This window comes from Variovorax sp. JS1663 (assembly GCF_002157355.1).
Lineage (GTDB): Bacteria > Pseudomonadota > Gammaproteobacteria > Burkholderiales > Burkholderiaceae_C > Variovorax.
In genome coordinates this window covers 39,094-62,184 of sequence record NZ_LYMK01000043.1, presented here as the reverse complement: position 1 = coordinate 62,184, position 23,091 = coordinate 39,094, and the positions used below count along the sequence as shown (strand labels likewise).

General features: G+C 65.1%; 13 protein-coding genes and 2 pseudogenes. 5 read left to right on the top strand and 10 right to left on the bottom strand.

The annotated features are described in order from the left end of the window. From A8M77_RS27605 to A8M77_RS27595, 3 genes are all read right to left on the bottom strand, one after another. The coding region (locus A8M77_RS27605) for a non-ribosomal peptide synthetase (protein WP_143694778.1) at positions 1-2,477 on the bottom strand (2,477 nt) is incomplete at its 3' end. Continuing rightward, positions 2,474-9,367 carry a polyketide synthase gene (locus A8M77_RS27600; protein WP_238136991.1) on the bottom strand — a complete coding sequence of 2,298 codons (6,894 nt, stop codon included), beginning with the start codon at positions 9,365-9,367 and terminating at the stop codon, positions 2,474-2,476. The genes A8M77_RS27600 and A8M77_RS27605, both read right to left, overlap by 4 nt. An 861-nt stretch (positions 9,368-10,228) precedes the next feature. Next, a complete protein-coding gene (locus tag A8M77_RS27595; protein ID WP_158101012.1) occupies positions 10,229-10,954 on the bottom strand; it encodes a 2OG-Fe(II) oxygenase in 726 nt (241 codons plus the stop codon). A gap of 563 nt (positions 10,955-11,517) precedes the next feature. On the opposite strand from A8M77_RS27595, the gene A8M77_RS27590 reads away from it, so the two are divergent. Continuing rightward, the gene (locus A8M77_RS27590) at positions 11,518-12,390 is read left to right on the top strand and encodes a hypothetical protein (RefSeq protein ID WP_086924655.1); all 873 of its coding nucleotides are present in this window, start codon (positions 11,518-11,520) and stop codon (positions 12,388-12,390) included. Positions 12,391-12,444: 54 nt separating this feature from the next. On the opposite strand, the gene A8M77_RS27585 is transcribed toward A8M77_RS27590, so the two are convergent. Beyond that, a complete protein-coding gene (locus A8M77_RS27585; protein ID WP_086924654.1) occupies positions 12,445-12,696 on the bottom strand; it encodes a hypothetical protein in 252 nt (83 codons plus the stop codon). A gap of 367 nt (positions 12,697-13,063) precedes the next feature. On the opposite strand from A8M77_RS27585, the pseudogene A8M77_RS27580 reads away from it, so the two are divergent. The 4 genes and pseudogenes from A8M77_RS27580 to A8M77_RS27565 all read left to right on the top strand — a co-directional run bounded on the left by A8M77_RS27580 (position 13,064) and on the right by A8M77_RS27565 (position 18,393). Further along, a pseudogene (locus tag A8M77_RS27580) lies at positions 13,064-15,162 on the top strand (copper-transporting P-type ATPase). 25 nt (positions 15,163-15,187) lie between these two features. Next, entirely contained in the window at positions 15,188-15,424 is a 237-nt protein-coding gene (locus tag A8M77_RS37290; protein WP_086924653.1) for a hypothetical protein, read from the top strand. Continuing rightward, positions 15,421-15,819 (top strand): copper-binding protein, encoded by a 399-nt coding sequence (locus A8M77_RS27570; RefSeq protein ID WP_086924652.1) that lies wholly within the window; start codon positions 15,421-15,423, stop codon positions 15,817-15,819. The genes A8M77_RS37290 and A8M77_RS27570 overlap by 4 nt, the downstream gene beginning before the upstream one ends. Before the next feature lie 420 nt (positions 15,820-16,239). Next, positions 16,240-18,393 (top strand): protein-disulfide reductase DsbD family protein, encoded by a 2,154-nt coding sequence (locus A8M77_RS27565; protein ID WP_086924651.1) that lies wholly within the window; start codon positions 16,240-16,242, stop codon positions 18,391-18,393. A gap of 596 nt (positions 18,394-18,989) precedes the next feature. Here the strand turns inward: A8M77_RS27565 and A8M77_RS37000 are convergent. The 6 genes and pseudogenes from A8M77_RS37000 to A8M77_RS27530 form a co-directional block, all read right to left on the bottom strand. Next, a pseudogene (locus A8M77_RS37000) lies at positions 18,990-19,179 on the bottom strand (glycosyltransferase); the annotation flags it as partial. A 44-nt stretch (positions 19,180-19,223) separates the two neighbouring features. Next, on the bottom strand, positions 19,224-19,811 hold the full coding sequence (locus A8M77_RS27550) for a plasmid pRiA4b ORF-3 family protein (protein WP_202820667.1): 588 nt from the start codon (positions 19,809-19,811) through the stop codon (positions 19,224-19,226). Beyond that, a complete protein-coding gene (gene tnpC / locus A8M77_RS27545; protein ID WP_143694777.1) occupies positions 19,808-21,355 on the bottom strand; it encodes an IS66 family transposase in 1,548 nt (515 codons plus the stop codon). Before tnpC ends, A8M77_RS27550 begins: the two co-directional genes overlap by 4 nt. Before the next feature lie 71 nt (positions 21,356-21,426). Continuing rightward, positions 21,427-21,783 (bottom strand): IS66 family insertion sequence element accessory protein TnpB, encoded by a 357-nt coding sequence (gene tnpB, locus A8M77_RS27540; protein WP_443272760.1) that lies wholly within the window; start codon positions 21,781-21,783, stop codon positions 21,427-21,429. Positions 21,784-21,788: 5 nt separating this feature from the next. Further along, positions 21,789-22,184 carry an IS66-like element accessory protein TnpA gene (tnpA, locus tag A8M77_RS27535; protein WP_143694776.1) on the bottom strand — a complete coding sequence of 132 codons (396 nt, stop codon included), beginning with the start codon at positions 22,182-22,184 and terminating at the stop codon, positions 21,789-21,791. A gap of 148 nt (positions 22,185-22,332) precedes the next feature. Beyond that, complete coding sequence (locus A8M77_RS27530) at positions 22,333-23,055, bottom strand: cytochrome b/b6 domain-containing protein (RefSeq protein ID WP_158101011.1); 723 nt, start codon at positions 23,053-23,055, stop codon at positions 22,333-22,335. Between the last annotated feature and the right edge of the window lie 36 nt (positions 23,056-23,091).

Here is a 23,091-nt window from a genome sequence, read left to right as displayed (position 1 = left end):
CCGATCGGGCAGGGCTGCAGGTTGGCGTCGAGGATCCAGACGCCGGTGTTGGCCATCGGCCTGCCGATGGAGACGCCACGCGCCGCCACGATCGGGCGCTCCATGCGCCAGACGGTGGACCAGACGGTGGTCTCGGTCGGGCCGTAGAGGTTCCACAGCTCGGTGGTGCGGTTCATCAGCTCCAGCGAGAGGTCGGCCGGCACCGGCTCGGCGCCGATCCAGGCGCGGAAGCCGCGCGGGCCGGACCACTGCGCATCGAGCAGCAGCCGCCACATGCCGGGCGTGGCCTGCAGGATGGTGATGGCCTCGGATTCGAGCGTCGCGCGCAGCCGGTTGCCGTCCATCGCGACCTCGCGCTGCACGATCACGATCTCGGCGCCGGCGGCCAGCGGCAGCATGACCTCGGGCACCGCCATGTCGAAGGACAGCGTGGTGACGGCCGCGAGCCGGTCCTCGGGGCCGATGCCCGGCTCGCGCTGCATGGTCTGCATCAGGTTGGCGGCCGCGCGGTGCGGCACGCACACGCCCTTGGGCTTGCCGGTGGAGCCGGAGGTGTAGATGACGTAGGCCGTGTCTTCGCCCTGCGCGTCCTGCGCGCCGGGCGGCAGGGCGGTGGCGGGCTGTTCGAGCCAGGCCTGGTCGCGGTCCAGCAGCAGCACGCGCTCGGCCGCGTCCGCGCGCCAGGCCTTGGGCGCGGCGGCGATGGTGGAGGAGGTCAGCAGCAGGCCGAGCTTCGCATCCTCGGCGTAGTAGTCTAGGCGGGCCTGCGGGAAGGCCGGGTCCAGCGGCACGTAGGCGGCGCCGCTCTTGAGCACGGCCAGCAGGGCCACGAACATGTCGAAGCCGCGGTCCAGGCACAGGCCCACGCGTTCGCCGCGGCCCATGCCGCGGGCGCGCAGCGCATGGGCCAGGCGGTTGGCGCGCGCGTCGAGCTCGCGGTAGCTCAGGCGTTGCGTGCCGTCGCGCAACGCAGGGCGTTCCGGCTGCGTGGCCACGTGCGCCACGAAGCCGGCGTGCATCAGCGGCGCGCCTTCGATCGGCGTCGGCGCCGGCTGCAGGGCGGCGAGCGCATGCGCTTCCGCGTCCGACAGCAGCGCCAGCCGGCCCACCGCCTGCGCGGGCTCGCGCACCACGGCGCGCAGCAGCGTCTCGTACATGCCCAGCCAGCGGCGAATGGTCGTGTCGTCGTAGAGGTCGGCGTTGTACTGCGCCTCCATCTGCATCCCGCCGCGCACCGGCGTGATGTTGAGGAAGAGCTCGAAGTTCTCGTAGCGCCGGCCGATGGTGCTCTGCTCGACCTGGATGTCGGGGAAGTTGCCGTCGTTGGGCGCGGCGTCGCGGTCGACGTTGAACAGCACGTTCACCAGCGGCAGGCGGCTGGGGTCGCGCGGCACCGGCAGCTTCTTGAGCAGGGCGCCGTAGGTCAGCGTCTGGTGCTCGAAGGCATCGAGCAGGGTGCTGGCCGACTCGCGCGCCAGCTTGTCGAAGGGCGCCTGGGCATCGACCGCGACCCGGATCGGCAGCAGGTTGACGCAGTGGCCCACCAGGGTGTGCATCTCGCTCGGCATCTGGCCGGCGGCGGCGATGCCGATCACCAGGTCTTCCTGCGCCGTCAGGCGGTGCAGCATGGCCGCGAAGGCGCTGAACATGGTGGCGAAGAGGCTGGTGCCGGCGCTGGCGCCGAATTTGCGCAGGCCGTCGATCAGGCCCTGGTCCAGCACCTGGTCGATGCGGTAGGAGTTGAAGGTGCGCACCGGCGGGCGCGGGCGGTCCAGCGGCAGCTCCAGCACCGGCAGGCTGCCGCCGGCGTAGCGCGCGAGCCAGTAACCGATGTGGGCGTCCATCTCGGGGCTGTTGGCCTCCTGGACCTCCCAGGCGGCGTAGTCGGAGTACTGGGCGGCCGGTTCCAGCGCCGGGCCGGCGCCGATCTGCTCGGCATAGAGCGCACCCAGGTCCTGGCTGATCACGCCCCAGGACCAGCCGTCGCAGATCGCATGGTGGGCGCTCAGCACCAGCACATGGTCGATGGACGAGAGCCGGTAGAGCGCGGCGCGGAACAGCGGGCCTTGCTCGAGGTTGAAGCGCTCGAGCACCACCGCCACGCCGTCGTCCTCCAGGCGGCGCTTCTGGGCGGCCGGATCGAGCATGCCCAGGTCATGCTCCGCCAGCGCGACCGGGGCCGGCTCGCCGATCAGGAGCTCAATGCCGTCGGATGAAAAAGTCGAACGCAGCGATTCATGGCGCGCGACGAGGCGGTCCAGCGCCGAAGCGAGCGCGTTTGTGTTCAGCGTACCTTGGAGCCGCAACCGCGCTGCTTCGTTGTAAGCCAGCGAAGCCTCGGGACTCAACTGATCACCAAGCCAGACTTCGCGCTGCGCTTCCGTGGTCAAGACAACTCGCTCGATCGGCCCGGAGGCAAAAGGATCGAACACGTCCGTGGCGTTCTCTGCCACGGCTGGAGCAATTGCTTCGGTCATGCTTGGTACTTTGTGAATCGGCCCTGTGCCCGGGGATCGGGCACGAACCAGGCGATTTGCCCGTCTTTATCGCGCCCCAGGCGTGCGTTAGGCGCTGGGGGGTGGGAAGAGTCGAAGGCCAGCTTGTTCACAGCGCGGCGCGGCAGCAGCTCGGCTTCCTGCATCTCGGCGATCGATTCCTTGAAGGCCGACTTGATGGTCGCGATGTCCTGCTGCGTGTGCGCGGTGGTCATGAAGCAGGGGAAGTTGTCCAGGATGTGGACGCCGCGGCTGCGCATCATCGCGAACAGCAGGTCCTGCAGCGGATGGTCCTCGAGCCAGCTCACGCGCCACAGCGAGGAGAAGTAGCGGATCTCGACCGGCGCGCCGACCTCGCGGCAGAAGGCCGAGAGCTCGTCGGCCATGGCCGCGGTGTGCAGGTTGAGCTGGGACTGCAGCTTGTTGTTGTCCTGTTTCAATTGTTCTAGCGAAGCCTTGGCTGCAGCCAGCGCCAGCGGATGGCGCACGAAGGTGCCGGCGAAGTAGGTCACACCCACGGTGGGCATGGAGTCGTCGCCGTACTGCCAGGGGCCGCCGTCCAGCGCGTCCATGTAGGTGCGCTTGCCGGCGATCACGCCGACAGGCAGACCACCGCCGATCACCTTGCCGTAGCAGGCCAGGTCGGCGCGGATGCCGAACACGGCCTGCGCCCCGCCCAGGTGCGAGCGGAAGCCCGTGATGACCTCGTCGAAGATCAGGCAGGTCTCGGACTTCTCGGTGATCGCGCGCACCTCGCGCAGGAATTCCTTCGGCTGGAAGTCGGGCCGGCGGCTCTGCACCGGCTCGACCAGCACCGCGGCCAGGTCGTCCGCGTTGGCGCGGATGAATTCCAGCGCCTCGGGCGTGCCGTAGTCCAGCACGCGCACGTCGCCGAACATGCCTTGCATAACGCCCGGTGCCGCCGACATGCCCTTGGCGTTGCGGCCGGCGCGCACCAGCACCTCGTCGAAGGTGCCGTGGTAGGAGCCGGTGAACAGCACCACGGTGCTGCGGCCGGTGACGGTGCGCGCGATGCGCAGCGCCGCCATCACGGCCTCGGAGCCGGTGTTGCACAGGCCTGCGCGGTCAAACTTCGTCAGTTCGCATACGAGCTTGGTCACCTCGGCAGCCAGCGGATGCTGGGGGCCGATCTCGAAACCGGCGTCGAGCTGCTTGCGGATTGCATCGAGTACGAAGTCTGGCTGCCAGCCGTAGAGGTTCATGCCGAAGCCGTTGAGCGTGTCGACGTACTCGTTGCCGTCGATGTCCCACAGGCGCGAACCCTTGGAGCGCTCGATCACGATCTGGTAGGTGATCTCCTTGGTCGCGGGACGGAAGCCGTTGACCACGCGCGGGTCGGCCATGTGCGGGCGGTTGCGCTCGGTGAAGGCCTTGCTCTTCTGCGTGTGCTCGACATAACGCCGCGTGAAGGCCGCGAGCCGCGCCTTCTGGCGCTCGGTGGGCTCCTTGCTCTGGGTGTGGATGCGCGCGATCGCGCCGAAGGCCTTCTTGACGTCGTACTTGGGCGCGGCGGGGGCGAGCTCCTCGGCCGCGGCTTCGGAGTTGTTGGACGTCGTGGCCGCGGCGGTAGTCATGGGCGCAGGTTGCTCCACCGCCAGTGCCGGCAGCGAGGTGTTGGCCGGAAGCGTCTGCCCGCCCAGCAGCAATGCGAGTTGCTGCTGCATCAACTGCGTCTGTTGCATCTGCTGGGCGATGATCTGCTGCAGGAGGATGCCGTTGCCGTTCGCCAAACCGGCCGGCGGGGGGACGGTCGCTGTTTGCGTAGCAAGCGCAACCCCGGCCGTCACAGGCGGCATAGCCACGGCGGGTGCGACTGTGGGAACGGCAGCTGCCGCAGGCGCGAAGGTCGCAACAGGATCTGGCGGAAGCGTCTCGTCGAGGAATTCCGCCAGCGCGTCGAAGCTACGGTAGCTCTCCATCAACTGGCGGAAGGTCAGGTTGGCCTTGAAATGCTTCTTGACCTGGATGGCAGCCTGCGTGAGCGTGAGCGAGTCGAGTCCGATCTCGACGAAAGGCGATCCACTCTGGACGCCGCTCATGTCCATGCCCGAGAGGTTCTCGAACAGCTCGCGCAGGCGCATGACGAGGGACGCGCGGCGCGGGGGTGCAGCAGTAGCGATTGTCATCGGCAACTCCGGAATCGAAAGAGGGATGGTCAGGGCGGCACAGGCAGGGGAAAGAGCGGGCACCTCGGAGGCGGCAATGTCGACCCAGAAGCGCTTGCGCTCGAACGGATAAGTCGGCAGCAGCACACGATGCTTGCTTGCGCGCTCGTCAAGCGCGACGAGATTGACCTCGGCGCCCATCGTCCACAGGCGGCCAGCGGCGAGCCGCCAGGCGCTGCACTCGCCTTCGGGGCGGTCGCCGAGCAATTCGATGGCCACTGCGGGGAGCACCTTGGTGGCATGCTGGCGCACCAGGGTGGCCAGCGTGTTGCGCGGCCCGATTTCGACGAAGAGCGGATGCGCGAGCTGCGCCAGCACTTCGCGCACGGCGGGCGAGAAGCGCACCGTCTCGCGCAGGTGGCGGGCCCAGTAGCGCGGATCGGTCGCTTCCTCGGCCGTCAGCAGGCGGCCGGTGAGGGTGGAGTAGATCGGCAGGCGGGGCGCCGAGAGCGTGAGTTGGCCGACCAGCGCCTCGAAGGGCGCGACGGCCGGCTCCATCATCGCGGAGTGGAAGGCATGCGAGGTCTGCAGCGCCTTGGCGACGAAGCCCTTGGCTTCCAGCGCGGCGCGCAGCTGCTCGATGGCTTCGGCCGGCCCGGCGGCCACCGAGACCGCGGGGCCGTTGTCGGCGGCCAGCGAGATGCCTTCGGGCAAGAGCGGCAGCAACTCGGCGGCGGCCAGGCGGACCGAGAGCATGATGCCCGCCGGCTGCGCCTGCATCAGCGCGCCGCGGCGTGCGACCAGGCGGGCCGCATCCTCCAGGCGCATCACGCCGGCCAGCACGGCGGCGGCGAACTCGCCCACGCTGTGGCCGATCATCGCCACGGGCGTCACGCCCAGCGACATCAACTGGCGCGCCAGCGCGTATTCGAGCGCGAAGGTAGCGGGCTGCGTGACCGAGGTCGGCGCCAGCGCGGCAGCATCGTCCGAGAACATGCGCTCGCGCAGGTCGAAGCCGAGCATGCCCTCGAAGGCCAGCAGGCACTCGTCGAAGGCGGCACGAAACGCCGTATCGGTCAGATACAGCGCCCGCCCCATTCCTGCGTACTGCGCGCCCTGGCCCGGGAACATCAGGACCGGCTGCGGCACCCACGCCGCCGTTGTCCCGCTGGCCGTTCCCAATGCGTCGGCCGCGCGCAATGCGGCTGCCGCCTGAACGGGGGAGCGTGCGACGACGCAGGCCCGATGCGCGAAGGCCTTGCGGCCGACGCGAAGCGTATGGGCCACATCGGGCAGGCAGATGCCGGGATGGGCCTCGAGGTGATCGGCCAGCCGCGTGCGGGCTGCCGCCAATGCCGTTGGCGTGCGGGCCGAGAGCACCAGCACCTGAGGTGTGGCTGACACGTCCGAATCCGCGCGCAAAGGAGCTTCTTCAACGATCACGTGGGCATTGGTGCCACCAACGCCGAATGAGCTGACACCGGCGCGCCGCGGCGCTTCCCCGCGCGGCCATGGATGAAGGCAGTCGTTGACCCGGAAGGGCGTGGCGTCGAACCGGATGGCCGGATTGGGCGCTTGGAAGTGGATCGACGCCGGGATGCGTTCGCGATGCAGCGAAAGCGCCGTCTTGATCAGGCCGGCAGCGCCCGCTGCGGTGACGAGGTGGCCCACGTTGCTCTTGACCGAACCGATGCGGCAGAAGCCGATATCCGACGTGTGGCGCGCGTAGGCCCGTGTCAGGCCCTCGATCTCGACCGGATCGCCCATCGGCGTGGCCGTGCCGTGCGTCTCGACGTAGGAGATGCTGCGTGCATCGACCCCAGCCGACGCCAGCGCTGCCGAAATGACGGCCGCCTGGCCGTCGATATTCGGGGCCGTGAAGCTGGCCTTGGCGCCTCCATCGTTGTTGACTGCCGCGCCGCGCAGCACGGCGTAGATCGGGTCGCCGTCGGAAAGCGCATCGCCCAGTCGCTTGAGCATCACCACGGCGGCACCGTCGCCGAATACCGTGCCCTTGGCCTTGACGTCGAAGCTGCGCGTATGGCCGTCGGGTGACAGCATGGCGCCCTCCTCGTAGAGGTATCCGCTGCGTGGTGGGCAGGTAACCGCGATGCCGCCAGCGAGCGCCATGTCGCATTGCCCCGAACGCAGCGCGTGGAACGCCTGCACCACAGCGACGAGCGAGGTCGAGCATGCGGTGTGAATCGCGATCGCGGGCCCGGTCAGGTTCAGGCGATGCGCCACCCGCGTCGCAATGTAGTCCTTCTCGTTGGCGAGCATCACCTGGAACGCACCCATCTCTTCGATCAGCTCAGGCCGCTTCTGGACGTGCTGCAGGAAGTAGGTGGCGTTGTACATGCCGGCATAGACGCCGACCGACCCCGGGCACTGGTCAGGGGTGTAGCCCGCACGCTCCATGCACTCCCAGCAGATCTCCAAGAACAGGCGCTGCTGCGGGTCCATCAGCTGTGCTTCCTTCGGGTTGATGCCGAAGAAGGCGGCATCGAACCACTCGACGTCGTCGATCACCCCGCGCGCTCGAACATAGTTGGGGTCGGCCCGGAGAGCAGCGTTGACACCTGCGTCGAGTGTCGCGTCATCGAAGAATGTGATCGAATCGCGCCCTGCGCAGAGGTTGTCCCAGAAGTGCTCGACATCAGCCGCGCCTGGAAAGCGTCCCGCCATGGCAATCAACGCGATCGGCTCGTCCGTGCCGGCGGAAGGCCTGGATCGAGGCTGCTGTGGGGCTGCGAACTGTCGGGCGGGCGCTTCGCCTTCGAGTTTTAGCGCCAACGCGCGCGGCGTTGGTTGCTGGAAGAACAGGTTGGCCGACAACGGCTGTGCGCTGGACTGCTGCAGGTCGGTCAACACCTTCAGGACCAGCAGCGAGTCGCCGCCCAGATCGAAAAAGTTGTCGGAGCGGCCCACCTTGTCGATCCCGAGCGCCTTTGCGAAGGCGGCGCACACGCGCCGTTCCGCCGGGCTGCGGCCCTCTTCATAGGGCTCGGACAAATCGGGGCGCTCTGCCAGCGGCGCAGGCAGGGAGCGGCGGTCCAGCTTGCCGTTGGGAAGCAACGGAAGTACATCGAGCACGACGTACGCGCTGGGCACCATATAGGGCGGCAGCAGCGTGCCGAGGTGCGCGCGCAGCGCTTCCACGCCTGGCGATCGCTCTGTCGTGAAATAGGCGACCAGCCGCACGTTGCCGGGCTGGTCCTCGCGCGGGATAACCACGGTCTGGCGCACGCCGGGATGCTGCAAGAGGGCGTTCTCGATCTCGCCGAGTTCGATGCGATAACCACGGATCTTGACCTGATGGTCATTGCGACCCAGGCATTCGAGCACGCCGTCGGCACGCCAGCGCCCCAGATCGCCGGTTCTGTAGAGCACCGCGTTGTCCTGGGCGCCGAACGGATTTGCTACGAAGCGCTCCGATGTGAGCTCGGGGCGATTCAGGTAGCCCAGCGTCACGCCCGCGCCACCGATGAAGAGTTCGCCGACCACGCCGACAGGAAGCGGCTGAAGCGCCGCATTCAGCACGTGGAACTGGGTGTTCGCAACTGGGCGGCCGATCGGCACGACCGTATCGACCTGCTCAAGCCGGTGAAAGCTCGACCAAACCGTCGTCTCGGTCGGGCCGTAGCCGTTCCAAAGCTGCTGCACCATCGGGAGCAGCTTTCGGCCGAGGTCTGGGGGAAGCGGCTCGCCGGTACAGATCGCCAGCATGTCCGCGCGGCCAGACCAACCCGCCCCGAGCAGCAAACGCCAGGTCGAAGGGGTTGCGTCGACAAAGGTGACCTCTTCACGCTCGATGAGAGAACGCAGCAGCATGCCGTCCGTGGTCTGGTCTTTGTCCGCCATGACGATGCGCGAGCCGATGGTCAGCGGCAGCAGAACCTCGGACACTGCGATGTCGAACGATAGCGTCGTCACCGCGAGAGTCACATGGTCAGCGCTGAGGCCCGGGACAGTACGGAGGCTGGTCAACAGATTGCACACGCTGCGATGCGGCACACGCACCCCCTTGGGGCGCCCCGTCGAGCCGGAGGTGTAGATCACATACGCAACCGCCTCCGGATCGGCTTGTGGCGGTGGGACTATGCCTGTGGACGTGACGTTATCGGCACGCACGAGGGAGACCGCTTTTCCCGACCAGCAATCGACGGTCGAGCCATCTACGACCATCACCCGCAGGCCTGCGTCTTCGGCCATGAAATCCAGGCGATCCGGAGGGAACGAAGGATCCAGCGGCACGTAGCCGGCGCCTGCCTGCAGGATGCCGTAGAGCGCCACCACCATGTGCTCATTCCGGTCACAGGAAAGTCCAACGAGGTCGCCAGCCTGGACACCGCGTGCCCGCAGCGCCTCAGTGAGTCCGTTTGCGCGTTGAGCCAGGTCTTTGAAGCTCAGTCTCACGCCACCTGCGGTGATGGCGATGGCATCTGGCGTTGCAGCGACTTGGCGGCCAATCAGTACCTCGATGCGCAGCCCCTCTTCCAGTGCTACTGCGGTCGCGTTGAACGATGCAAGCAGTGATCGATCGGCGTCGGTGAGCGCAAAGGCATCCGCCAGACCAATCTCCGTGTTTGCGGCCCATCGGGCCAAGGCAGCGCGATAGATGAGAAGCCAGCGTTCGATGGTGGAACGATCGAAGAGTTCGCTGTTGTAGCGCGAGTTCAGATTCAACCCCTGAGGGGTATCGCCTGCTTGCAGCACCAGATCGGCCTGCAGGTTGGGAGGCGGCATCGCTTCGGCGGCAAAGCCAAAGAAGGTTGTCGGGCGTACTGCGCCTGATTGTTCCGTCGGTGGCAAAGCTTCGGTCAGTCCCTCGGCGTGCCAACTGCCTTCGCGTAAAGCTGCATCGCTCCGCTCCAGGAGTTGGCGCAAAGTCATGCCGGGAGCAACTGGCAAGTGCATCGGGAGCAGCTTTCCCGGTGCTTTTGCAGGGAGGGCGCCGACGAGCACACTCTCCTGTTGGGTCAGCCAATGCACCATGGCCGCGAACACACAAAAAAGAACGGACTCGATCGAGGCTGCTGCTGCTTCGGCGAGCCGGGCGGCTGATGCGACTGCTTCGCCGCCCAGGTTGAGGCTCACCGCAGCAGGCGCAGAGCGTGATTGCGGCGTTCGTCGACGGTCGGACGGAAGCTCTGTCGCCGAGAACACACTTGGCGGAAGCCCCTCATTCCCGTACCCGTGGCCCGAGGTGGCCCCGGACGCGGGTGCTGACTCGATAGCGGAATGTGCACGACGTTCCATTGGGCCCCCTCGATCGATCGTCTGTTACAGGTTGCGACAAGCCGTACCGAATCATTCGGCGCAGCCGCTCCGCTTACTAACAAAGTATCAATTCGCACCCCATCTTGCGTGAACGAACGCGCGCTGCAAACCACCAAGAAGTACGGCTACTCCCTCTTGTGCATCCACCTATCGACATATGCCGATGCACTTGTTGCGTTTGTTCGATTCGCCGAAAAGGCCGAAGGCACGACTGTGCGCGAACTCTTACATGTGAATACTTAGGGATTACATGTACGCGCCGATTCATGATCCTGAAACGTGGAAAGATCAGCACTTTTCTGGCACCGGGTCGTCTCGTCCCCGTAGTCAACTGCGGCCGGCGATCTTTCGTGCCAGAAGCCAAAGCACCGGCGGCGTCAGCATGCGGGCAACGGCCTTGGCACGGTCGACGCGGTGCGTTTTCATGAACACCGAGGCCGACTCGTCGCCGTGCTGCTTGCCGGCCAGCGGGCTGCTGTAGTAGTAGGCGGCGACCGAGCGGCGCGGGCGGTCGTCCGGCGCCTGCAGCGGCTTGGTGTGGCCGTGGTAGCTGATCGGCCCGTGCGGCAGCAGGATGGTGCGGCCGAACTCGGGCTGCACGGTGGTCACGCAGCGGTCGTGCTTCTTGTCCCAGAGCTCCAGGCCGGAGCCCCAATCCGGGTCCCATCCCTTGTTGAGGTAGGTGATGAAGACCATCTCGTTCTTCAGCCCCAGATGACGGTGGCGATTGAAATCGCGGTGCACAGCAAAGGTCGCGCCGGTGCGGCTTTCGTGCAGCCCGCCGCCGAACAGCTTGGGGTCGGGCAGCAGGTAGGGCACGCCGGTCAGGGAGGACAGCCAGTCGATGAACCAGCCGGAATGGATGATGTCGAAATACAGCTGCGTCGCAGGCCCCAGTGTCGGGCCCAGCACCGAGCGGCGGGTCGATTCGTAGCGGCTCTTGACCTCGGTCCAGTTGTCGGGTTGGGTGTCGAACTCCTCGACGACCAGTTCCAGCAGCGCCGGATTGAAGATGTTCTCCAGCACCAGGTGGGGGAAGGGCGCGGCAGACATCAGCTGATCGTGCAGGCGCTCGCGCTGCTTCGGCGAGAAAAAAGAACGGTCGACCAGTTCCGTCCTCGGCAGGAGCACGGAACGAACACTTAGGAAGTCAGCGGAGGGCTCCGACAGTTCATCTGGCGACAGGAGCGCCAACGGCTGATGAACCGAAAAGTCGTGCGAGCACAAACCAGTTGGCAATGCAGCCATGGCGGTACCTCCTCGCGCATGCAGTCTTGACCGCATGTTGAATCCTATTGTATTAACTGTAAACCTAAGTTTCGACCGCGTGTGAGAATTTTCATGCCCAGACTTTTTGCGCTGCGGTGCCAGGCGGCAACTCCGGACGTCCATCGGGTTCTTCGAGGCAACTCGCCCCGCCCCCTCACTGAGGTGTCAGGCATCAGATAGACAGATTGCCGATCCAAGATGCGCGGGAGGTAGGCGGTCACTGCCGCCTTGCAGGAAAGGAAGCCAGTGAGCAACCGGCGATGCGATGACCTGCTTCCTCGAGGCTCACATCATCTGAGCCATTCATCCTGCGAACACGAAGGCGCCTCCCGCCCAAGGTATCGCTCATGAAAAAGCTCATCAGCGTGGCTCTGCTCGGGCTATGTTGTCTCATGGCGCCGGCAATCGCAGTGGCGCAGGGCGGCGACGCCGCTGCGTTGCGCGCCAAATTCAATGAAGTCCGACGGCAGTTCGAGCACAACCTTCTCGACGGCCGCATGGTGCTCGAATCGGCGGAGATGCCTGACCAACTACGGGGAGATGCCCACGCGGTGATTGCTCATCCGTTCCTCGAGGTAAGCAACGCTTTGCGTGTGCCTGCGGTGTGGTGCGAGATCTTGATGCTGCACCTCAACACCAAGCATTGCCTCGTGCAAGAGACTTCGGCGAGGACGTCGTTGGTTGTCGCGATCGGCCGCACCTACGACCAGCCACTCTCCGACGCGCAGCGCATCGACCTTGCCTGGCGCACGGTCTCCATCGCACCCGACTATCTGGCCGTACGTCTGAGCGCGACCCACGGTCCGCTCGCGACCCGCGACTATCGCATCGAGCTCAAGGCCACACCGATCGACGATGGCAAAACCTTCATTCACCTCGGCTATGCCTATTCCGACGGGATAGTCGCACGGCTTGCGATGCAGATCTACCTTGCAACGACCGGGAGCGGCAAGATTGGGTTCACGGTGACTGGCACGAACTCAGCCGGTGAGCGGGAATACGTAGGAGGGGTGCGAGGTGTCGTGGAACGCAACACAATGCGCTACTACCTCGCGATCGAGGCGTACTTGGACGCGCCTGAGGATCAGCAGCTGAGCGAACGTCTGTCCAAGTGGTTCGACGGGACCGCGCGTTACGCGCGGCAACTCCATGAGATGGATCGAAGCGCCTACATCGCGATGAAACAGGAAGAGTTTCAACGCATGAGGGTGGCTCGCTAAGGGCGTAGAAAAGCGCGCCGAAACCAAGCGTGCGGGGCCCACTCGCTCAGCCTTCTACTGCTTCTTCGCAGTGCTGGCCTTCTTTTCCTTCTTCATCATGTCAGAGCACATCTTCATCATCGCGTCATCCATCTTCATCTCGCCCTTCTTGGACATGGCCATATGCTCCTTGCATTCTTGCGTGGTCATTTGACTCTGCGCGCGATCCTTGGTCCTGGCCTCAGGCTTTTTTGTATCCTGGGCGAAAGCCATGCCCGTCGCGAGGGCGATGGTCGCGCAAAGGAGCCCTGAAACGACAGTCTTCATCTTGAATCTCCTGGGTTGGGAAGAGCTCTGTGTAGAGCAATTAATCGCCAAGCGGCATCAGCCACGGGGCGCGTGGTGCGTAGGACGGTTGCGCCCTCGGCAAGGTGCCTTGGGGAAAGATGAATTCCCTTGCGGAACAGGCGGTTCAATGAACTGGTTGAAATTCCCATCGTGGAAGGGTTGAGATTGGCAAAAAAAAAGAGGAAGTCCTATGAATCAGCATTCAAACCGCGGCGCCAACCATTCGGTAGAGCACGGCCCGCAAGATCACCACCACAATCATCATCGGCACCACCCAGCGGCTGATGCGCATGGTGGCGCCGCGCCTGCGACAGGCAGTGCGCAGGATGTCGAGTACACCTGCCCCATGCACCCGGAGGTTCGCCAGATGGGGCCTGGAAGCTGTCCCATCTGCGGCATGGCGTTGGAGCCGGTCATGGCGACCGAGACGCGATCGGCGAAAGCCCCGAATTGCGGGATATGAGCCGACGCTTCTGGATTGGCCTGGTGCTCAGCGTGCCCGTGGTCCTGCTCGAGATGGGCGGGCACCTGATCGACCTGCATCGTTTCCTGACCCAGAAAACGTCCAACTGGGCGCAGATGCTCTTCGGCACGCCGGTCGTCATCTGGGCTGGCTGGCCCTTCTTCGTTCGAGGCTGGGCCTCGGTGAAGAACCGCAGTCTCAACATGTTCAGCCCCATTGCATTGGGCACGGCGTCGCATGGCTCTACAGCGTAGTCGGCACGCTGGCGCCCGGATGGTTCCCGCCGGAGCTGCGCGGCATGGATGGGGCGGTGCCGATCTACTTCGAAGCCGCGGCGGTCATCACGGTGCTGGTGCTCCTGGGACAGGTCCTCGAACTGCGCGCGCGCGAGAAAACATCCGGAGCGATACGCGCGTTGCTCGATCTGGCGCCCAAAACGGCCTTGCGAGTGAAGGACGACGGCTCCGACGAGACGGTCGACCTCGACGCTGTCGAGGTTGGCGAACGACTGCGGGTTCGCCCGGGCGAGAAGGTGCCGGTAGACGGCGAGGTCGTGGAAGGGAAGGCGACGGTCGACGAGTCGATGGTCACGGGCGAACCGACTCCAGTCGTCAAGGCGCCCGGCTCCAAGGTCACAGCCGGCACACTGAACCAGACGGGTGGCTTCGTCATGCGGGCCGAAAAGGTGGGCGCTGACACCCTGCTGGCCCAGGTTGTCCAGATGGTCGCTTCCGCCCAGCGCAGCCGTGCCCCGATTCAGCGGATGGCCGACCAGGTGGCGGGCTGGTTCGTCCCGGTCGTGATCGGGATCGCATTTCTCGCCTTTGTCGCGTGGCTGGTCTGGGGCCCCAGCCCTGCGTTCGCGTATGCGATCGTCTCGGCCGTGGCGGTGCTCATCATCGCCTGCCCCTGCGCCTTGGGCTTGGCCACGCCGATGTCCATCATGGTGGGCGTCGGCAAAGGCGCGCAGCACGGCGTGCTGATCCGGGATGCGGAGGCGCTGGAGCGCATGGAGAAGATCGATACGCTGGTGGTAGACAAGACGGGCACGTTGACGCAGGGGCGGCCCAAGGTGGTGCGCGTCGAACCGGCGCCCGGCTTCGATGTCTCCGCGGTGCTTCAGAAGCTTGCCAGCGTGGAGCGGGCGAGCGAACACCCTCTGGCCGCCGCCATCGTAGCCGACGCCGAGGAGCGCCAACTGACCTTGTCGCCGGTTCTGGACTTTGACTCGCCCGCCGGCAAGGGCGTGGTCGGCCTGGTTGATGGAGCGCGGGTGATCTGCGGCAGTGCGAAGTTTCTTGCTGAGAACGATATTGACGTGAGCAGCATGGTCGCGGTGGCGGATGCTGTACGCGCGCAGGCGGCAACGGTCATCTTTGTGGGCATCGAGGGCCGCCTGGCGGGGCTTCGTTGGCATTGCCGATCCCATCAAGCCGAGCAACCCGCAAGCCATCGCGGCGCTGCGCCGCGAGGCCATCCGCGTGGTCATGCTTACGGGGGATGGCAAGACCACCGCGCAGGTCATAGGTCGCGAGCTCGGCATCGACGAAGTCATTGCAGACGTTCTGCCGCAAGACAAGGCAGCGGTGGTGCAACGGCTGAAGGCCGAGGGCCAGGTGGTCGCCATGGCCGGCTATGGTGTCAATGACGCTCCGGCGCTGGCTGCAGCGGACGTTGGGATCGCCATGGGAACCGGCACCGACGTGGCCATGGAAAGTTCAGGGGTGACGCTGCTGCATGGCGATCTCATGGGGATCGCGCGTGCGCGCCGGGTCTCGCAGGCCACGATGAAGAACATCCGGACCAATCTGTTTTTCGCCTTCTTCTACAACGTCGTCGGGATTCCGATCGCAGCTGGCGTGCTGTACCCGTTCTTCGGCATCCTCCTGTCGCCAGTGGTGGCGGCAGCGGCGATGGCGCTGTCGTCGGTGAGCGTGATTGCCGATTCGCTGCGGCTGCGAGCGAGCAAAGTGGCCGACTAGCTGCCGTGGGAGGATCGATGCGACGATGAAGGCGCTTCCTGACAGTGCAACCAGGATGGAGCAGCCTTCGGCCGGCCGGGCGTCGTTGCTGCAGTCGGCGATGAGCTGGTCCAGCGCCTGGGACATCTCCTTCATGGCTTTGATGCGCGCTTCCAGTTCGGGCTTTTTCTCAACCACCTTGCTGCGCACGTCCGTGCAGCACGACGGTCCGAAGACTGCGCGCTGTTTTTTTGCAACCCATCTCAGCAGGAGATTCAAATGAAGAAGATCACTCTCGCCGCCATCGCTCTGGCCTTGACATTGCACGCCGCCGGCGTGTTCGCCCAAGAGACGATGAAGAAGGACAGCATGAACTGCATGGACATGAAGGGCATGGTCATGAAAGGTATGAACATGGACTGCCCGGACATGTTTAAGAAGCCGGCCGCCGGCAAGCAGAGCACTCACATGGCCAAGGGTGTCGTCAAGAAAATCGATGCGAAGTCCGGAATGGTCACCATCGCGCACGAGCCCGTCCAAAGCATGAACTGGCCAGCTATGAGGATGGACTTCAAGGTGAAGGACAAGATGCTGTTGAAGAAGCTCGACAACGGCAAGCATGTCGAGTTTGAGTTTGCCGAGGAAGGCAAGACCTACGTCATCAAATCTCTCAAGTAGGCCAGCGGGCATTTCCGCAGGTGCCCCGGGATCACGGCACAGCGCCCGGTTTAGTGATGTCAGGAATTCTTCTGGTGGCCAGTCCAGCATGATTGTCCGGCCTCGCGCCGAGCCAGTTACCCCGCGTCCTCGAGCTCTCGATCGGCGAGCTGGCGCCCGTGCGCATTAAGAGGGCCGCGAGAGCAGAAAGGCCGTACCGGCCATGACCGCCGGATAGCTGCCGTATCAGATCGACTGCTGAAAAAGCAGGTGGCTCCGGGTTTCATAACGTTTCGTCTTCTTTTGCAGGCAGGGTCGAGCGGGTGCAGCCATTGGCCGTTCAACTGGATGGTCATGGATCCGGTGGTCACCGATTTCGGCCTATAGTCGGTTCGATCGCGGGTCGGTGTACGCCCCCCGCTACACCCTGATCTGTTCCGCATGCGAGCTCGTTCTTTTTTGCTGGTCTTCTATCGCTTGGTCTTGGCCGCGGCCCTGCTCGCCAGCCTTCCCACGCTTGCCCAAGGCACACCTCAGAACCGGGTCGCCACCGAACGCACGCGCGCCGAATTGCTCGCCCATGCGCCAGAGGGCGTCGAACCGGGCAAGCCGGTATGGGTCGGGCTACAACTCGCGCACCAGCCGGAGTGGCATTCCTACTGGAAGAATTCCGGGGATTCCGGTTTGCCTACGCGGCTTGAATGGAGCTTGCCGCCCGGCGTGATCGCCGGCGAGGTCGCCTGGCCGATTCCGCGCAAGTATCCTATCGGCACCCTCATCAACTACGGGTACGCCGACACTGTGCTGCTGCCCGTGGCCTTGACGATCTCGCCGGATTTCCAGCCGCCGCCTTTCAAGGAGGTGCTCGAGGTCAAGCTGAAGGCCCAATGGCTGGTATGTCGCAAGGAGTGCATCCCCGAGGAGGGCGAGTTTGCGCTGTCGATTCCGGTCAGGAGCACCACTGCGCTTCACGCCGCAGCGTTCGAGGCGAGCTTCGCTGCCCAGCCACAAGCGCTCGCGAACGATGCGCGGATTCACGTCGATGGCAATACCTTGAAGGTCTACGTTTCCGGGCTGCCGGCAGCGGCCAAGGGAAAGCAGCTTGAATTCTTCCCGGAGATTGCGGAAGTGATCCACACTTCCGGTGACTGGACGCAAGCCTGGGAAGGAGCCACGTGGACGGCGCAGGTGCCGCTCTCACCTCATCGCGCGCAGAGCCCCGCTGTCATGCCGCTTGTGCTGACGCTCGGCGACAAGGGCTGGCGTGTGGAGGCGTCGGTCAGCGGAACGTGGCCGGCAATGGCGGCCCCGGCGGCCATCTCGCCGGCATTGCAGGAGGCGCTTCGCAGCAACGCCGCGGCGCAGCAATCGCCGCGAGTGGGGTTTGCCGCTGCCCTGCTTGCGGCACTGCTCGGTGGGCTGATCTTGAACCTGATGCCCTGCGTGTTTCCCGTTCTCGCCATCAAGGTGATCGGCTTCACCAAGCACGCACGCGATCAACGCGCCCGCCGACTGGACGGCGTCGCGTACTCGGCGGGCGTGGTGTTGTCCTTTGCCGCACTCGGTGGGCTTGTGGCAGGGCTGCGCGCCGCAGGTGAGCAGGTGGGCTGGGGGTTCCAGTTGCAAGCGCCCGGGTTCATCGCTGTACTCGCAGCCCTGTTCACGCTGATCGCATTGAACTTCGCCGGCGTGTTCGAGTTCGGCCGTTTGCTGCCGTCGCGCCTCGCCTCTTTGGAGGCCAGCCATCCGGTCATCAACGCCTTCCTCTCTGGGGTGCTGGCGGTAGCGATTGCTTCGCCGTGCACGGCGCCATTCATGGGCGCGGCCCTGGGCGTTGCGGCCAGCTTGCCTTTGGCGCAAGCGCTCGCCATCTTCATGGTTCTGGGCCTCGGAATGGCGCTGCCCTATCTGGCCACGAGTTGGATCCCGACGGTCGCACGCCTGATGCCAAGGCCGGGGGGGTGGATGCTGACCTTCCGCAAGTTCATGGCTTTCCCGATGTTCGCGGCAGTGGTCTGGCTGTTGTGGGTTCTGGGCCGACAGAGCGGTATCGATGCCATGGCCGCACTATTGGCAGTACTACTCGCCATGAGCATGGCGGTGTGGACCTTCTCCCTGCAAGGTGGGGCACGCGCTACCTTGAGCGGCATGTCGCTGGCATTGCTTGCGGGGCTACTCTGGGCGAGCGCTGGGCGGATCACCGCTACCGGACCTGTGGCGGCCCGGACACCCGCCACCACGTCCTTGAGCGCGGACGAGTCTTGGGAGCCGTGGCAGCCGGGGCGGGTGCAGAAGATCCTGGCGACCGGCCGGCCGGTGTTCGTTGACTTCACCGCCGCCTGGTGTGTCACCTGTCAATACAACAAGGCCACAACGCTCTCAGATCCCGATGTCATTGCGGCCCTTGCAGCCAGAAACGTGGCCTTGCTCAGGGCCGATTGGACGCTGCGGGACCCCGCCATCACGGCTGCTCTGGTCGAGCTTGGGCGCTCGGGCGTACCGGTCTACGTGCTTTATAGCAAGGGGGCCCCTCCCCGAGTACTGTCCGAAATCCTGAGTCCATCTGAAGTGCACGCAGCGCTCGCGGCACTGTAGTGCGAGCAGCACGCTCAGCCAACCTGCACCACGCTCATCATCCCGCCGTCAGTCCTGGTGCTCCAGGATGTGGCAGTGGATGGCGCCGCCCTGGGTCTTATGAGGCGGCACCGGCTGACCTTCCAATGCGGCGATCACAGGCCGGTGTCGTTGGATCCTGAGTGCGAAGGTCCGAGCCTTCGCGGTTCACCCCGAAGGCGCAGCGCTCCAGTGCGTACGGAAAACCGCTCTTGCAAGGAGTCATTCAGTCATTCACCGTTGCCGATGCGCCGATGCGCCGATGCGCCGATGCGCCGATGCGCCGATGCGCCGATGCGCCGATGCGCCGATGCGCCGATGCGGCCCACGTGCGCCCTGTCTCGCGCTCTTCCGAGCGTCTCGCTGACCTGACCGCAATCTGTGACGCGCCAGTCTTCCGTTGTACGTCCACGCCTCCACACCGTTGCCGCCGTCATGGGGGGAGTGGCCGCCGAGCGTGCGTAGCTTCGGCGTGTCCCTCATTGCGGCTTACACCTTCCAGTGCTTGGCCACCCATCCCGCAGGGCGGATGAAGCGCCAGCGCCGATTGCGCCTGCCCGGGAGCGCGTCCGGCGGATCGTTACCAGCTTGGTCCAGCCGCGCTCGGGAATACCCGCGGGCAGGTCGAGTGAAGGGATGGACAGGCGTCCACCGCATGGTGAATGCCGCGGGCATCGTCCGTCATCAGGCAGACGAAGCGGAAATGGCCGCTCAAATGGCGGCGCACCATGGCATAGAGGGATTGACGTACTCGGGTCCGTACTTCGTGCGTAAGCGTGCGCTCGAGGCCCTCTTGACGGGCCGTCAGCTGCTCATAGCTTGATCAGGGCAAGACGGTCATTGACCTCGATGCTGTCGAGCGCTGCCGGGTCCCATGTATCGGCACCGATCCACTCCGCCAGGTGCGCGTGTTCGGGGTGGTCCGGATCGGCCATGGCGCGTACGAAGTCCTCGTACCCGGAGACGCCCCCGCAATCTTCGGGCGGCGTTGCGCCAGCCCCGCCGACGCAGAACGGAAGCTCCAGCAGGGGATCCCCGGCGAGAGTCTTGTCCACCGTGATGCGGTGGTCCCAGTAGTCGCCGAAGTCGTAGACATAGCTCAGCGTCGAGGACCGCAGCACCGTGGTCAGGCGCACGTTGTCGCTGCTGACGGCCTCGGCGTCGTCGTACATCGGGTCGGGGCTGCCGAAGCGCTCGCCGTCACCGGCGATGAACTCGTGCAGATGTCCTCCGCTCCACCCGAAGGCGGCCCGGATCACCGAATGCAGCTTGCGCAGCGTGATGGTCTGCGGCACTAGCACCCGGCGCCAGATCTTGGGCTTGGTACCGCGCAATTCGATACGCAGTTGCAGGATGGTAGTGGCGGTGCGTTTGCGAGTTGTCTTGGTCGCCATGGTCATGCGGCTTGTAGTTGTTGCTCTGCGCATCGGCCGATGTTCCACGGCAGCAGTTCTTCGATGCGGTTGATGGGGTGCTCGGCGATGCGCTCGAACACGTCGCGCAAATACTTCTCGGGATCGAGTCCGTTGAGTTTTGCCGACTCCACCAGGCCATAGATCCCTGCGGCACGCTCACCTCCGCCGTCGGAGCCGAAGAACAAGAAGTTCTTCCTTCCAAGGCCGACGCCGCGCAGCGCGCGTTCGGCCGCATTGTTGTCGATCTCGATGTGCCCGTCGTCGCAGTAGCGCGTCAGCGCCTGCCAGTGCGTGAGCGTGTAGCCAATGGCTCGCGCCAGTTCAGACTTGGCCGACACACGCCTGACCATGTCTCTGAGCCAGTCGTGCAGATCCTTCAGCAACGGCGCTGCACGCGCTTGCCGCTGTCGTTGTCGTTCCTCGGGAAGTTGGCCTCGGATGTCGCTCTCGACCTCATACAACTCGGCAATGCGATGCAGCGCCTGTTCGGCCACGGATCCCGGGGCAAACTTGTTGTCCTCGTGCACTTCCCAGTAGTACCTCCTCGCGTGCGCCCAACAGGCCGCGTGCTGCACACGGCCGCTGTTGTAGACGCCCTCATAGCCCGAGTAGGCGTCAGCTTGCAGGATGCCGCGGTAGCGCTTCAGGTGTTCGCGCGGGTGCTTGCCCTGGCGGTCTGGCGAGTAGCGGAACCACACCGCCGGTGGGTCGTGGCTGCCGCAGGGGCGGTCATCGCGCACGTACACCCACAGCCGCCCCGTCTTGGTCCGCCCGCGGCCGGGATCGAGCACTGGCACGGGCGTGTCGTCGGCGTGGACCTTGCCAGCGGCCAGCACGTAGCGACCTGCCGCCGCCACCAGCGGGTCCAGCAGTTGATGGCCGCCATCGACCCAGCCTGTCATCGTCGAGCGATCGATCTCCACGCCGTCGCGCGCGTAGATGCGGCTCTGGCGGTACAGCGGCGCATGGTCGCAATATTTGCCGACGAAGACGTGCGCCAGCAGCGCCGGCCCGGGCAGCCCCCGCTGGATCGGACGACTGGGCGCAGCGGCCTGGAAGATGCCCTGGCAGCCCATGCACGCCAGCTTGGGCCGCACATGACGGATGACCTTGAAGCGCCCAGGCACGTACTCCAACTGCTCCGAGACGTCTTCGCCGAGCTGGCGCAGCTTGCCGCCACATTCGCTGCATGCGCACGGCGCGTCGCCACCATGTCCCTTGGGGTAGTGCACCTGAGTCTCACGCGGCAGGTGTGCAGGCAACTCGCGCGGTTTGCGCCCGGCCTTGCGCCGCTGCTTGTTCTTCGGCGGCTCGGCCGTCGGTGCCGGCTGCGGTGGCGCCGCGGGGACGAGCGTGAGCTGTGCGCCAAGTTGTTCGCTGGAGGTGCCGTATTGCTCGCGGGCTCGGCGCGCGAGCTGCAGCTTGAGCTTGTCGACAGTGAGCTTCAGCAATGCCACCTCGACGTCTCGCTCGGCGACGATGCGCAGCAGCTCATCGACGGTCAGCGGGATGGTGGCGGAATTGGGCACGAGCACCACTGTGCCCGCCACCTCGTGCGCAGCGCTATCAGGGGTGCACCCGAGGGATTCTTATCCAGTACTCACGCCGCGATCTGCGGCACGCGCAGCGCGTCGGGCTGCCAGGTGCGTTGCGGCATACGCCAATCAATGCCCTCCAGCAGCATCGACAACTGCGCAGGCGTCAGCGACACCGCGCCGCTGTCGGCCTGCGGCCAGACGAAGCGGCCCCTCTCTAATCGCTTCGTGAGCAGGCATAGGCCTTGGCCATCGAACCACAGGCACTTCAAGATGTCCCCGCGGCGGCCACGGAAGACGAACACGTGCCCGCAGAATGGGTTGGCCGCCAGCACCGTCTGCACCATCGCCGCCAGGCCATCGAAGCCGCGGCGCATGTCGGTATGGCCCGCTGCAAGCCATACGCGCGTGTTGGCCGGCATCCCGATCACGACAGCCCTCGCAACGTGCGCAACACGCAGCGCACGTTGGACTCATCAACCTGGCCGTGCAGGCGAACGCGCGCGCCGCCGATGTCAATCTCGATGATGCCCACGGGCTTCGACGGGGTTGCCGGCGTCGCTTCCGGCACGGCCTGCGCCACCTCAGCTGCCACGTTCACCGGCACCAGCACGGCCTGTGCAGCATCATGAACCTTGGCACGCGTGGTACCCCGCACATGTTCGCGCCGCCAGCGGAATAGCACGTTGGCATTGATCCCGCTCTCCAGCGCGATTCCCGACACCGAGGCGTCGGGCCGCAGGCAACGCTCGACGAGTTCGCGCTTGAAGGTGGCCGTGTACTTACGGCGCGTCGACTTCGAGGGTGTGTCTTGCGAAGACATGGTGTGCACCTGTTGCGTGAAGTGCACACCATCCTTCGGCGAGCACGATCACACGATCGTCTTCATACAGTACGTCGCATTCAAGAGGGCCTCGGTCGCACGCTTACCTTCGTGCCACAGTTCATGAGAATGTGCCGCTTGGCGCTGATCACGGCTTGTCGCCGTCCTGCCCACGATGGACTTCGGTGACGGGTGTGCGTTGTTCAGGTGCAGAGGTGGCAGCGCCAGCACTCTCCAATTGATACCACCAGAAGCCGAGAACCGCTGCTACCAAGAGCAAAGCCACGCCGCCCCGCGCGTTCTGAATAGACTCGTCGGCTGAGCCGAGCTTGCTACCGCGGATCATTGACAGCACCGGATTTTCGCCCGCACGCCAGCTTCCGAAAGCCACTGTGGCGATGTGTAAGCCAGCGACCGCAAGTAACACGTTCGCCGCGGTTGTGTGGAATTGTTCCAACCAGTCGGCCGCGGGGGTGCCAGAGCTTGCCCAGCCGGAGGCGCCTGCGACCAGCGACAACATCAACACGCCGATGATCAACAAGGCCCCAACGGGGCTGTGACCTATGTGACGCTTCGCCCATCCATACGGAAGTTGCCGCAGTTGGTTCGCGATCGCGCCGGGTCCTCTCAGGAAGCTCGAAAACCTCGCGTAGCGCGTGCCTGCGAAGCCCCAGATAATGCGAAAGATCGCGAGCCCACCCAAGGTGTATCCCGACGTCGCATGGACTATTCGCCACTCTTCCTGCCCAGCCGTCAAATAAGCGCCCGTGAAGCACGCAACCATGAGCGCATAGCAGACGCGTACTGGAGCATCCCAGACTAGCACTCTCAGAAAAGGCAGAAGCGGTGTATTGGAGGTCGGATTGTTCATCGCAGAAGCTCTGGTTCGTTTTCGGCGATCATCGTG

Coding starts and splice junctions, on each gene's coding strand:
- A8M77_RS27570 (WP_086924652.1), top strand. CDS start 15,421: ATGAAGAAGATCACTCTCGCCGCCATCGCTCTGGCCTTGACATTGCAC.
- tnpB (WP_443272760.1), bottom strand. CDS start 21,783: ATGCCGGCCAACACGCGCGTATGGCTTGCAGCGGGCCATACCGACATG.
- A8M77_RS27565 (WP_086924651.1), top strand. CDS start 16,240: ATGCGAGCTCGTTCTTTTTTGCTGGTCTTCTATCGCTTGGTCTTGGCC.
- A8M77_RS27585 (WP_086924654.1), bottom strand. CDS start 12,696: ATGAAGACTGTCGTTTCAGGGCTCCTTTGCGCGACCATCGCCCTCGCG.
- A8M77_RS27550 (WP_202820667.1), bottom strand. CDS start 19,811: ATGACCATGGCGACCAAGACAACTCGCAAACGCACCGCCACTACCATC.
- A8M77_RS27595 (WP_158101012.1), bottom strand. CDS start 10,954: ATGTCTGCCGCGCCCTTCCCCCACCTGGTGCTGGAGAACATCTTCAAT.
- A8M77_RS37290 (WP_086924653.1), top strand. CDS start 15,188: ATGAAGGCGCTTCCTGACAGTGCAACCAGGATGGAGCAGCCTTCGGCC.
- A8M77_RS27600 (WP_238136991.1), bottom strand. CDS start 9,367: ATGCCGCCTCCCAACCTGCAGGCCGATCTGGTGCTGCAAGCAGGCGAT.
- tnpA (WP_143694776.1), bottom strand. CDS start 22,184: ATGTCTTCGCAAGACACACCCTCGAAGTCGACGCGCCGTAAGTACACG.
- A8M77_RS27530 (WP_158101011.1), bottom strand. CDS start 23,055: ATGAACAATCCGACCTCCAATACACCGCTTCTGCCTTTTCTGAGAGTG.
- A8M77_RS27590 (WP_086924655.1), top strand. CDS start 11,518: ATGAAAAAGCTCATCAGCGTGGCTCTGCTCGGGCTATGTTGTCTCATG.